Source organism: Microvirga yunnanensis (genome assembly GCF_025460875.1).
The window spans coordinates 16578-29171 of sequence record NZ_JAMXFI010000037.1; the positions used below are offsets into that span (position 1 = coordinate 16578).

General features: G+C 56.2%; 12 protein-coding genes. 7 read left to right on the plus strand and 5 right to left on the minus strand.

Annotated features, from left to right (window positions below):
* The gene (locus NF876_RS18885; protein ID WP_262270204.1) at nt 1-996 is read right to left on the minus strand and encodes an NAD-dependent epimerase/dehydratase family protein; all 996 of its coding nucleotides are present in this window, start codon (nt 994-996) and stop codon (nt 1-3) included.
* A complete protein-coding gene (gene gmd, locus NF876_RS18890) occupies nt 993-1982 on the minus strand; it encodes a GDP-mannose 4,6-dehydratase (RefSeq protein ID WP_262270205.1) in 990 nt (329 codons plus the stop codon). Before gmd ends, NF876_RS18885 begins: the two co-directional genes overlap by 4 nt.
* Before the next feature lie 366 nt (nt 1983-2348).
* On the opposite strand from gmd, the gene NF876_RS18895 reads away from it, so the two are divergent.
* The 7 genes from NF876_RS18895 to rfbA all read left to right on the plus strand — a co-directional run bounded on the left by NF876_RS18895 (nt 2349) and on the right by rfbA (nt 9923).
* A complete protein-coding gene (locus NF876_RS18895; protein ID WP_262270206.1) occupies nt 2349-3764 on the plus strand; it encodes an FkbM family methyltransferase in 1416 nt (471 codons plus the stop codon).
* The gene (locus NF876_RS18900; RefSeq protein ID WP_262270207.1) at nt 3761-4384 is read left to right on the plus strand and encodes an acetyltransferase; all 624 of its coding nucleotides are present in this window, start codon (nt 3761-3763) and stop codon (nt 4382-4384) included. The genes NF876_RS18895 and NF876_RS18900 overlap by 4 nt, the downstream gene beginning before the upstream one ends.
* A gap of 19 nt (nt 4385-4403) precedes the next feature.
* Nucleotides 4404-5504, plus strand: coding sequence for a DegT/DnrJ/EryC1/StrS family aminotransferase (locus tag NF876_RS18905; protein WP_262270208.1), 1101 nt, complete (start codon nt 4404-4406; stop codon nt 5502-5504).
* A 3-nt stretch (nt 5505-5507) separates the two neighbouring features.
* Nucleotides 5508-6542, plus strand: coding sequence for a glycosyltransferase family 4 protein (locus tag NF876_RS18910; RefSeq protein ID WP_262270209.1), 1035 nt, complete (start codon nt 5508-5510; stop codon nt 6540-6542).
* Complete coding sequence (locus NF876_RS18915) at nt 6539-7576, plus strand: glycosyltransferase family 4 protein (RefSeq protein ID WP_262270210.1); 1038 nt, start codon at nt 6539-6541, stop codon at nt 7574-7576. Before NF876_RS18910 ends, NF876_RS18915 begins: the two co-directional genes overlap by 4 nt.
* Before the next feature lie 47 nt (nt 7577-7623).
* Complete coding sequence (locus tag NF876_RS18920) at nt 7624-8898, plus strand: glycosyltransferase family 4 protein (RefSeq protein ID WP_262270211.1); 1275 nt, start codon at nt 7624-7626, stop codon at nt 8896-8898.
* A 143-nt stretch (nt 8899-9041) separates the two neighbouring features.
* On the plus strand, nt 9042-9923 hold the full coding sequence (gene rfbA / locus NF876_RS18925) for a glucose-1-phosphate thymidylyltransferase RfbA (RefSeq protein ID WP_262270212.1): 882 nt from the start codon (nt 9042-9044) through the stop codon (nt 9921-9923).
* Between the two features lie 371 nt (nt 9924-10294).
* Here the strand turns inward: rfbA and NF876_RS43485 are convergent, their stop codons facing one another.
* From NF876_RS43485 to NF876_RS18935, 3 genes are read right to left on the minus strand one after another with little or no spacing between them, the layout of a single operon-like run.
* A complete protein-coding gene (locus NF876_RS43485; protein ID WP_373696686.1) occupies nt 10295-10633 on the minus strand; it encodes a GtrA family protein in 339 nt (112 codons plus the stop codon).
* A 44-nt stretch (nt 10634-10677) separates the two neighbouring features.
* The gene (locus tag NF876_RS18930; RefSeq protein ID WP_262270213.1) at nt 10678-11613 is read right to left on the minus strand and encodes a WxcM-like domain-containing protein; all 936 of its coding nucleotides are present in this window, start codon (nt 11611-11613) and stop codon (nt 10678-10680) included.
* Nucleotides 11610-12593 (minus strand): glycosyltransferase family 2 protein, encoded by a 984-nt coding sequence (locus NF876_RS18935; RefSeq protein ID WP_262270214.1) that lies wholly within the window; start codon nt 12591-12593, stop codon nt 11610-11612. The genes NF876_RS18930 and NF876_RS18935 overlap by 4 nt, the downstream gene beginning before the upstream one ends.
* Nucleotide 12594 lies beyond the last annotated feature (1 nt).

The following is a 12594-nucleotide window of genomic DNA, read 5'->3' on the forward strand; positions in this document are numbered from 1 at the left end:
TCATGATCCTTGCTTGCAATGTTCGAGTATCTGAGTTCGCGCGTCACTGAGGACCGCTCCCAGCGTATCCTCAAAGCTATGCTCCGGTACCCATCCCAAGCGCTCCCGTGCGCGCCCAGCATCACCAATCACTCGTGGCAGGTCGCTTGGGCGAAGACGTTCCGGATCCCTCTCGATCGTAATCCTGACGTTGCTCTGAGCCAGAAGCCAGGCCAGAATGTCTTCCATCTTCCGGGGCGTTCCAGACGCAATGTTGAGAATCATCCCTGGATCGAGGGTCGCTGAGGTCTGCACGGCTAAAGCGTAGGCATTTGCGACGTCCCGAACATCAAGAAAATCGCGCTCTGCATCAAGGTTACCCACCCTGACGACGGGCGGAGAGAAGCCTTCCTCGATCCTTGCAATTTGCTTCGCGAAAGCCGGAACCGCAAATGCATCTGTCTGCCCGGCTCCTGTGTGATTGAAGGGCCGGAATCGAACGCTTTTCAGCCCTCGGCGGGTGAGTGCACCAAGCGCGAGATCAGCCGCCGCCTTTGTCACGGAGTACTCATCCACCGGACACAGCAGGGTTTCCTCGTTCAGGGGAAGTCCCAGCTTTGCACTCTCCCCATAGACGAGCCCCGATCCTACGTTGAGGAGCCAGCAATCCGGCGCGCGCTCCAGAACTGCATGTGCCAAGTTTAGGGGCCCCTGCACATGGACCCGCCAAGACATTTGCGGATCAGTGCTCGCCGCAGAAGGCGATGCAATTCCGGCCAAATGAATGACATGGGTCGGAGAATGATGGGCAATGGCAGTGGCGACAGCCGCTCGGTCCGTTACGTCAAGCGCCTCGACTGAACCCAAAATCGGGTGCTCGCCAGCCTCCTTGGCAGTCAGGATCAGCTTGACATTCGCACCGAGTCTGTGGCGCAGCGCCTCAGCGACGTAGGGGCCGACAAAGCCCCGCGCCCCTGTGATCAAGACCCGCATATCGACCTGACCAGCTGCCGTCAAAGGTGCTCGTGCTGCTTGAGTCGCGCTAGGTCTGCTTCGACCATCTCGGCAACCAGCTGCTCCAACGTGGTTTCAGCTGTCCAGCCAAGCTTGTCTTTGGCTTTGGCAGGATCGCCGAGAAGCACGTCGACTTCGGCCGGGCGAAGGTAGCGCTCATCAACAGTAACGTGGCTTTCCATATCGAGGCCGACATGCTCGAAGGCGAGCTTGCAGAAATCGCGCACGGAAACGGTGCGGCCGGTCGCGACAACGTAGTCGTCCGGTGTTTCCTGCTGCAGCATCAGCCACATGGCCTTAACGTAATCACGCGCGTGTCCCCAATCGCGCTTCGCATCCATGTTACCAAGCGCAAGGGTCTCCTGCATACCGAGTTTGATGCGTGCCACGCCGTCGGTGATTTTCCGCGTTACGAATTCGATGCCACGCAGCGGCGACTCGTGGTTGAACAGAATGCCGCTGGAGGCATGGAGCCCAAAGCTTTCACGGTAATTGACTGTCATCCAATGCGCATAAAGCTTGGCCGCCGCGTAGGGCGAACGCGGGTAGAAGGGCGTTTTCTCGGATTGGACCGGCTCCTGAATGAGACCGTACATTTCCGATGAGGATGCTTGGTAGAAGCGCGCCTCCGGACAGACAATGCGAACGGCCTCGAGCATGTTCGCGGCACCAAGACCCGTGACAGTGCCCGTCAGGAGCGGCTGCTGCCACGAAGATTTCACAAAGGACTGGGCGGCAAGGTTGTAGACCTCACTTGGCCTGACCTCTTGAAGAACCCTGATCAACCCGGAAAGGTCCGTGAGGTTGCCGTCATGGAGATTGATCTGGCCGGCAACGCCGATCCACTTCAAGCGTGTGCCAATGACATCCGCGGAGGCACTTCGACGGAGCAGTCCATGAACTTCATAGCCCTTGTCGAGGAGGAACTTCGAAAGGTAGGCACCATCCTGCCCGGTCACTCCAGTAATCAGTGCGCGCTTCGAACTCATAATAAGGTACATCTCCAGTTGTAGCATCACGATTGAGCCGTGAGCACACATCAGCCAGGCTTGAAGAACCAGTCCTGCAATCGACAATGGTCACAGATAGGCGACAATTTGGCTCAATCGGAGAACCATGTTTATCAGCAAAACGATTACCGCCGTCGGAGACCGGGACCCAAATACAATGTCGCGTTGAGTTCCGTCAACGGCTTAAGACGAGCAAAAACCGCTTACCCATAGTAAGGGACGTACCCCCACGCCCACCCCTCAAGGAGACGAGGTAAAATGCCTCTGGACGCCCTCCGTCACTCAGATATAACACCACACCCAAGGGTGGGGGCAACCTTCAGCTGATCGAGCTTGCAGAAACTGATGGACAAAATCTACAGAAACTCCGTTAGCGTTGATGTGGCCCTTTCCTCATCGGCCAAAATATTAGCCGGCAAAGCCATCAACATTGCCAACCCCAGGAGTTCAGCTGAGGCCCCCCTTTACCAGGATGAGGCTCACGAACCCTCAGTTGGATTGAACAAGCCGAAAGCACTCGCTCGGCCATTTGCGAGATTTATATTTCGTTTGTCCAAACCATTCCTCAAGCCATTTGCTTTCAGATTGAGACAGTACATGGCACGGACCCTGGTCGAGGAGCTTGAAACAGCCAGGCAATCACTTAAACATGATATCATGAGCGCGAACGCAGAGGCTCAGCAGACACTCAAGCATGTGTCGCGATCTCTGCTGACACTGGAGCGCCTGTCGATATCGTTGAGGGAAGAGGTACGGGAAGCGCGGGAGGTGCTGAACCAGGCGACGGCGCGCGTTTCCGAGGAAGCGCGAGAAGAGCGGGAACTGCTGAACCAAGCGGCGGCGCGCGTTTCCGAGGAAGCGCGAGAAGCGCGGGAATTGCTGAACCAGGCGACGGCGCACGTATCGAGAGCACGACCTATTCTGGAACGGGTCGAACAATACAGTTTGGCAGCGGCACGCCGGTTTGCCGTTCCTTGCGGCGACGGCGAGACCTTGGTTCGAACCAGCGTAGGCTACGTTCTCTGCCCTTCCACTGATCACGCACTACTGGCGCAACTTATAGATACAGGCGAACTTGAGCCAGGAACACGCCAGATCATCCAGCGCTTTCTGAGCCCCGGCGACATGTTTGTTGATGTCGGCGCAAATGTAGGCCTCCATACTATTGCAGCCGCGAGGGCGATGCACGGCGCTGGAAAGATTGTCGCGTTTGAACCTTTCGAAGGGACAAAACGCCTGCTTGAGAAAACAGTCTGGATCAATGGATTCTCGGACATAGTGAAGATTCATCAGGCTGCCGTATCTTGGCGGAGCGGGGATGAAGACTTCTTCTTAGGGGCGACCAGTGGCCATCACTCTCTCCTCTTCTCGGGAGGTTTAGATGGGTCTCCATCCGTCCGCGTATCGACTGTCAAGCTCGATGATGTGATCGACAAGGATGAAGCTGTCAGCTTGTTGAAGATCGATGTCGAAGGCGCCGAACTGGATGTTGTCAAAGGCGCTGCCGAACTCATCAAGACCAATCGCGACCTCGCTCTGATCATGGAGTTTGGAGCCTCACATCTGGAGCACAGTGGCCATTCTCCCCATGAGTGGATCTCGGCACTGACAGATCTTGGATTCGTCTACCGTGCAATAAACGAGGTTACAGGAGTTCTGGAAGACATCACACTCGACCAGCTGGAACGCGTGGAGTCGGTGAATATTTTCTTTGCGCGTCCCGAATCGCAATCCTGGAGCAAAGCGGGAAGCCATCAATGACCGACGGAATTATTGTCGTCGGCGCCGGGGGCCACGCGAAAGTTTGTATTGAGTTGCTCGAAGCGAACAATGAACACGTCGCATATTGTGTGGGTGGGCAGGATAGTCCCAATGAATGTGTAGGCATCCCTGTTCTCAAAGGCGACGAGAACCTTGAACGATTGCGGGACGCCGGTTATTCCCGGATTTTCGTCGCAATAGGCTCGAATCCGCTCAGGCAAAGGTTGGCGGCCACTGCCATTGAATTGGGCTTTCGGCTCGTCAACGCGATCAGCCCGCAAGCTATTATTTCCCCCACTGCCCGCTTAGGGACAGGCATCGCCGTCATGGCGGGTGCAACGATCAACGCGGAGGCGACAATTGCCGATCTGGCCATTATCAATACCGGCGCGACGGTGGACCATGACTGCAAGATCGGCCATGCCGCTCACATCGCACCACAATGCGGCTTAGCGGGAGGCGTCACCGTCGGCGCTCTAAGTTTCTTGGGTATTGGCTCTAAGGTCATACCCGAAATTACGATCGGAGATCACGTGACCGTCGGGGCTGGCGGGGTTGTAATCAGCAACATCGGTCACGGAGCGACTGCGGTTGGCATGCCAGCCCGCGTAATCAAATAGCAATCAGGAAGACAGAACCATGGATCGTATTTCCGTCGCGCAGCCAAAGCTGGCTGGGAACGAGAGAAAGTATGTGCTCGATTGTCTTGATACGAATTGGATTTCGTCAAACGGCAAGTACATCACCGCATTCGAGAAAAGCTTCGCAGAGTTCTGTGGGGTGAAGCATGCCATCGCCACCAACAATGGTACGACCGCACTCCATCTTGCCCTGGTTGCATTGGGCTTGGAGCCCGGCGATGAAGTCATCGTTCCAACTGTCACGTACATCGCAACCGCCAACGCCGTTCGCTATTGCGGAGCAACGCCAGTCCTGGTGGATGTTTGCCAGGAAACGATGAACATCGACCCACGAGACATTGAGCGCAAGATTACTTCTCGTACACGTGGGATTATCCCTGTTCATCTCTATGGTCACCCCGCCGACATGGAAGCTGTCAACCGAGTCGCATCCAAGCATGGTCTTTGGGTCGTGGAAGACGCTGCGGAAGCTCACGGCGCTGAAGTTCTCGGACGAAAGGTTGGTGGGCTCGGCACTTGTGCAACGTTCAGCTTCTTCGGCAATAAGATCGTGACCACCGGCGAGGGCGGAATGGTGACGACCAATAACGATGAACTAGCAGCCAAACTCCGCCTCTTGCGTGGCCAAGGGATGGATCCTCAGCGCCGCTATTGGTTTCCGGTCGTCGGCTACAACTACCGTATGACAAACATCCAGGCGGCAATTGGCCTGGCTCAGATGGAAATGATCGATAAGGCCCTCTCCGACCGAGGGACCCTCGCCAACTGGTACAATGACGCCTTGGCTGGAATGCAGAACAAAATTCTTCTTCCTCGTCAGGAGCCCTGGGCTAAGCAAGTTTACTGGATGTACACAATTTTCCTGCGCTACGGCGACGGTGCTGACCGCGACGCAGTCATGGGAGCCCTTGACGAGGCGGGTATCGAAACGCGCCCAGTCTTCCATCCTATGCATGTGCTTCCGCCATACAAGGAGGATGCCGCCTATCCAACTGCGGACCTGTGGGCCCAGCGTGGGATCAACCTACCCACCCACCAGGACCTCACACGCGATGACGTGCAAAGGATCGCCGCTAGCTTGGAACGAGCGCTCGCCTGAGACATGAAAATCGCCCTTTGCTCCTCATTTGTTCCGTTCATCAGTGGCGGTTACAGGAACATTGTCGAATGGCTAGAACCTCAGCTCCGGGAGGCCGGGCACCACGTTGAACGGATCTACCTCCCGGAGGTTGATGCGCCCGATCTGCTGTTTCGGCAGATGGCAGCGTACCGTTGGGTTGATCTAAGCTCAGCGGACCGTATCATCTGCTTTAGGCCCCAGGCGCACCTCATACCGCATCCACACAAGATCGTGTGGTTCATCCATCACATCCGGGCGTTCTATGATCTGTGGGACAGCCCGTATCGCAGCTTTCCGGATGATGCAAAACACCGGGAGATCCGCGATGCGCTCCGTGCCGCTGACACTGCGGCCTTGCGTGAAGCAAGAAACGTGTTTACCAATTCTCAGGTAGTGTCCGATCGCCTGAGGACCTACAACAACGTTGCGAGCGAAGTTCTATACCCGCCCGTGCTCACGCCGGAGCGTTTTTATTGCCGCGGGCACAACAACGAGATCGTTTATATTTGCCGCTTGGAGCATCACAAGCGCCAGCATCTGCTGATCGAGGCAATGCGCTTTACGAAGACGCCAGTCGAAGTACGGCTGAGCGGCACCAGCTCCGGTCCTGAGTACCCGGAAGCCTTACGGAGGCAGATCTTTGAACACGGGCTCCAGGATCGTGTCACCCTCGAAGATCGCTGGATTACCGAAGACGAGAAGGCACAACGCTTAGCCGACTGCTTGGCGGCGGCATACCTCCCGTTGGACGAGGACTCTTACGGCTATCCAAGTGTGGAAGCCGGTTATGCCTCAAAGGCAGTTCTTACGACGGTGGACTCTGGCGGCGTTCTCGAGCTGGTGCAGCACGGGATCAATGGCTCCGTGACGGATCCATCTCCCCAAGCTCTGGCCGAGGCCATGGATAAGCTATACACCGATCGGCAGACAACGAAATCGATGGGCCAGAATGCGCGTGTTCGGCTGGATGAGCTGAACATATCGTGGCCACACGTCCTGCAAAGGCTCTTGGCATGAAGGTCCTCATTGTCAACAATATGGCGCCTTTCGTCTGGGGTGGCGCCGAAGAGTTGGCGATTCACCTGCAAAGGAATCTCGTAATCGCTGGGCATGACGCGGAAGTGCTGCGCGTCCCCTTTCAGTGGGAGCCTTCGACGAGAATTCCATCTCAGATGATGATGGTGCGGGCGTTCGAGCTCTGGAACGTGGATCGCGTCATTGCATTGAAGTTCCCCGCATACCTCATTCGGCACCCACACAAGACACTATGGTTGTTGCACCAATACCGACAGGCTTACGATCTCTTCGACGCCGGACAGTCCAACTTGCCTCAGGGGCAGCTTGGGGATGATCTTCGCACGTTGATCAGAAATGCCGACAACGAGAGCTTCGCCGAAAGCAGGCATATCTTCACGAACTCAGAGGTGACACGTCAGCGCCTCCGTAAGCACAATGGCTTCGATGCTGAGGTCCTGCTCCCGCCAATCAATGATCCCGAGCTCTTTCAGGGCGGAGCGGCGGGCGACTATATTTTCGCAGGCGGCCGGGTAAATGCGACAAAGAGGCAATATTTGCTTCTCGAAGCATTGGCTCTTTGCAACACGGATGTAAAGCTCGTCATCGCAGGCCCACCGGATACGCCGGAGGAAGCGGAACGGTTAGAACAAGCCGTTGATCGTCTCGGACTTGCCCCTCGGGTCAAGCTCGACTTGCGTTTCTTGCCGCGTCAGACCTATGCGGACTATGTGAATGGCTCAGCGGCAGTTGCCTACCTCCCCTTTGATGAGGATTCGTTAGGTTACGTCGCGATGGAAGCAGCAACCTCTGGGAAAGCAATCATCACGACAGATGACAGCGGCGGCATCTTAGGCTTGGCCAAGCACGCGCAAACAGGATGGGTCGCCGAACCCACGGCGGCAGCTCTCGCGGAAGCGATGACAGCCGCTTTGTCGGATCCAATGCGTGCTCGACGGTATGGTGATGATGCCAGGGAGCTCTGGCTCAGCCTCAAGATCAACTGGCACGAAACGGTCCAAAAGCTCCTGCGATGAAGCTAATCATATTCACCCCCGCGGTCAAAATATCGGCGATCGGCCGTATGACCAGCCTCGTGACGCGAGCCCTTGTCGCTGCAGGCCACGAGGTCACGGTCGTGCGTGCGGAAAGCCCACACCTGCTCGCCAGGGAAGCGCACGATTTTCATGCCGCAGCAATCCCATGGACTGAGAGCAATGTCGTCGCCGATCTCGCAACCCAGGCCGACTCCATCATTTATCAGATCGGCAACAGCTTTGAGATGCACCAAGGCTGCCTCGATTGGATCGGCAAACTGCCTGGCACTGTGTGTCTGCATGACTTCTATCTCGGCCATCTCTTTTATGAGTGGGCGCAGGCGCATCGAGATCTTGCCGATGAGGCGATCCGCACGTGGTACGGCGAGGAGGTACAGACTCGCTTTTTCAGCCACTCGAATGGAGAGGACTTCCTCGAGGACACGCGCGATGCGGCACCGATGACTGAGTGGATCTGCTCACTGGCGCGAGGAGTGATTACGCATAGCAGTTGGGCTATCAGCCGGGTACTCAGTTCCTGTCCAGGACCGGTCCACGTTGTCCCGTTAGCCTACGATGCTCCTCAGCATTTGGCTGCACCGGGCAATATGGACCATGAAGCATTCAGGATACTCACGATCGGCCATGTCAATCCGAACAAGCGGATTGGCAGCGTCGTTCAGGCGATCGGCGACAGTGCCCTCCTCCGCGAGCGCGCCGTCTATCATGTGGTCGGTAAGATACAGCCCGAGACAGAAGCCGAGCTGACAGCCCTTGCAGAACGGCATAGCGTGAGATTAGTCATGTCCGGTGAGGTCGATGACAACACCCTGGCCCAGGCGGTTAGACAATCCGACGTGATTAGTTGTCTCCGCTGGCCGAGCCTTGAGGCTGCCTCGGCCTCTGCGATCGAAGCAATGCTGTATGGCAAACCTATCATCGTGACGGATACAGGCTTCTACAGCGAGATACCTGATTTCTGCGCAATGAAAATTGATCCTTATACCGAGGTTGCGAACATACGATCCGCACTCGAGGCGTTATGCACCGACCAGGGCCTCAGGGCGAGATTAGGTGATGAGGCCCATCGGTGGGCTAACGATACATTCCGTGCCGACAAGTACGCCCAGAGACTGGTCGAGGTCGCCATCCAGGCAAGACAGACTGGTCCCGTCGCTTCGGCAGTGAATTATATCTTCGATCAAATGTCTCGCTGGGGTGGGACGAACAGCCTGCTTCGACTCAACTGCACTACGGAACCCCTGCAGTCGCTTTGTGATAGGATGACGCCGGGGTCGCAACTTTCAAATCCAATGAGCTGACAATGGACAGAAAGCTCGACCACTTGAAGCATCCATACGGCCCCGTGGTTGGTGCGGGGCGGTTGGAAGTCGGCGCATGACTGTTCATCTCTGACTTAGGCTTGTCGATCCAATAGAGCCCAATCGAGAGGCAGGAGAATTACATGGAACGAAAAGGGATTATCCTTGCGGGGGGCTCCGGAACGCGGCTGCACCCTTTGACGCTCGTAACGTCAAAGCAGCTGTTGCCAATCTACGACAAGCCCATGATCTACTATCCCTTAACGTCACTGATGCTAGCGGGAATCCGGGATATACTTGTCATCACGACTCCCGACGATGCGGCGGCCTTTAAGAGGCTCCTAAGCACGGGGGCGCAATGGGGTGTCCGATTCGAATACGCAGTTCAGCCGAACCCCGATGGTTTGGCTCAAGCATTCATAATTGGGGAAGACTTTCTTAAGGGCCACCCGTCCTGCTTGGTCCTCGGGGATAATCTCATCCACGGGCACGGATTGTCCGAAGTCCTTAAGCGAGCGAGTGTTCAGAGAGAGGGTGCAACTGTCTTCGGGTACAATGTCGAGGATCCCGAGCGTTACGGTGTCGTTACATATGACGAGCAAGGCTTCGTGACATCAATCGAAGAGAAGCCTCGCGCACCTAAGTCTCGTTGGGCGGTGATAGGGCTATACTTCTACGATGAGCATGTTGTCGATTTCGCCAAGAGTTTGGAACCATCCGCCCGCGGCGAGTTGGAGATCACGGATCTCAACAATCTCTACCTGAAACGGAACGGGCTTCGCGTGGAGCGCCTTGGACGCGGCTTCACTTGGCTCGATGCTGGAACACACGAATCTCTGCTCGAGGCTTCAGAGTTCGTTCACGTTCTTCAATCGCGCCAAGGCCAGTTGATCGCATCGCCGGAGGAGATCGCATACAGAGAACGTTGGATCTCGCGCGACGAATTCCAGGAATCCGCGAATAAGCTTACAAAAACCAAGTATGGTCGTGCACTTCTGGCGCAGCTCGAAGCTGACGAATTATGATTGTTGTTTCCTCGTCGGAAGGCTGGCTTGAACGGCTTCCGCCGCGCGACGGTCATGCAGGTAGGCTGGGTGGACTAGCACGTGCAGGATCAGCCTTGGATGTCGACTCCGGCATCTGGCGTGGGAGCGGCCGCCTTCGGTCGAGGCGGTCGAGCAATGGTCCGTCTCGCGACGGCGGCATCCGCAGCGCGCTCGCGAATGGCGCTGGCGCAAACGCACCCGCCGCCGATAGATCTCGGCTGTAGGACTGAGAGGCTGCTTGTCAGGACAGAACGACCTCAAGCCGACGGGTCACTTTCGTCATACGTAAGCACCGCCTGTATCGCGATGAGGCACTCGCAAACTGACGTTGGATCAAGCCACAGATCTCGTCAAGAAGAGCGCTTCAACACGAAACGGCTCAAAACGAACGTGAGTGGCACGCTTACAGCAATAACCACGAGCATTGCAATTCGGCTGTCAAGACCGAAGTAAGTCAGAATTGATAGAATAGCCAGTCCGACAAAATATTGGGCTATATATACAAATGGAAACTTGAGCGCTGATCTAACGGATCTTCTCTGCCGAAACACAAAGGTTGTATTGATCAAGTAGGAAAATACGATCCCGAGCACGTAAGCTGCCGAGTATGCGGCTGTGGGTTTCATGAACTGTTGGAGGAGCAGGAACACAGCGTAGGACAAAGCTGTATTCGCCGCTCCCCCGAGCACAAACCGGGCAAATTGCTGTCGCGAGTGATTCAAGTCTTGTTCAGCTATTCTCTAACAGCCGCAATGAATTCATTATAGGACCGAATATAATCGTTCGGGTCATAGCCATGCGATGCAAAAACAAGCAAAACAGCATCGGGTGAGTAATGATACTGCGTGCCCCATATCATTGCCGGCATGTAAAGACCAAGATCCGGGCGGTCGAGCGTCACTTCTATTCTCTTCTCTCCATCATCGAGTAGAACCCCGCAGGAGCCACGAACGCAGATGAGGAACTGCTCGCACTCCTTGTGCGCGTGCTCGCCCCGGACCTCGCGGCTAGGTACGTTGTAGACAAGAAAGTAGCGCTTTGGAGCGAACGGAATGTCAGATTCGAACTCCCCGACAGACAACTCGCCACGCATATCCTTGGCGATTTTCAAATTGTGAAGGCTTGCTCCGCCGACCTGTAGCGGCGAGAGCTGAAGCTCTCCGGAGGAACCGGCGACGTGTGCCGCATCGACCTGATCGTCGCTCGTGACATACCCCTTAATACGGGCAGGATTGCCGACGACAATAGCATTGGGCGGGACCGATCGCGTGACGACGGCCCCGGCGCCAACCATGGCGCCGACACCAATCTCAATTCCTGGCAGGATCGTTGCGTTCGCCCCGATGGAAGCCCCCTGCCGCACAATCGTCCGCGAAAACTTGCTCGGGTAAACCTTGCTCCGAGGAAATGGATCGTTCGTAAACGTGACGTTTGGGCCGATGAAGACATCGTCCTCAATCGAAATGCCATCCCAGATCTGAACGCCGCACTTCACCGTGACCCGGTCGCCCAGAACCACGTCGTTCTCGACGAAGACACCGTCGCAGATATTGCACTCGGCACCGATGCGAGCACCTGGTAGCACGTGCGCGAACGCCCAAATTCGGGTTCCAGGTCCGACAGCGTCGGTCTCGCAAATTCCCTGAGGATGCACGAAAGGTTCGGTCATAACTGATGTCTCTGAACTGCAAGGCTCGTGGCTTCACTGACGCCGTCGAAGCAACGGCTGTCCCGAACGAGAGCGAGAGGGCGCCGCTTCGTGTTCTCGTAGCCTCTCCATGCATATGCGCCGACGAGGCCAAGACCGAGTGTATTGAGAGCACCAAAAAATGTGATCACTACAATCGTTGCAGTATAGCCGGCGATGTCGATCTCACCAGCAAGCCGCATGGCAATGACGCCGATGGCGAGCACGACAGCCACCACGATGCCGACCACACCGAGGAATGTCAGAATACGAACAGGCAGATCTGTAAAGGCAAAGATGCTGTCGAGGAGGTAGTTGACCTTCTTACCAAGCGTCCACGCGCTCTTTCCGTATTGGCGCGCTCTTCGACGATAAGGAACCTGGCTCCGCTTAAAACCGAGCCAGTATACAAGACCAACGAGCGAACTGTTGGCTTCCTCGAGCGAAAGAAGCTCATCGCGGATTCGGCGATTGCAGCCAAAGACGTCGACACCCCCTGGCGGGATGTCGCGTACGATCAGTCGGCGATAGAGTCCCCAGAACATGTTGGCCGATAAACGCGTTATGGCAGGATCATCGCGGCCCTCGCGTACTCCAACGACGATATCTGCGGCTTCGTCGCGCAGTTCACGAAGAAATTCGATCAATAGATCAGGCGGCTCCTGAAGATCAGCAGCAATCACCGCGAAGAATTGACCGCGTGCTGCGCGAAGCCCTGTTCTGATTGCCGCGAATGACCCGAAGTTACGGGCATGAAGGATCAACTGGGACCGGAAGGGGGCGTCGGCAAGCCCCTTTTCCAAAAGCGCAAAGCTATTGTCCGGGCTCGCATCGACCACGAACACAAATTCTGTATCGAGACCAAAGCGCTCCCGCACCAAGCTGCTGATGCGGGAAAACTCACCAATCAGCTGAGGGATGAACTCCTCGTTACGGTATACGGGAATGATAACCGAGTACATC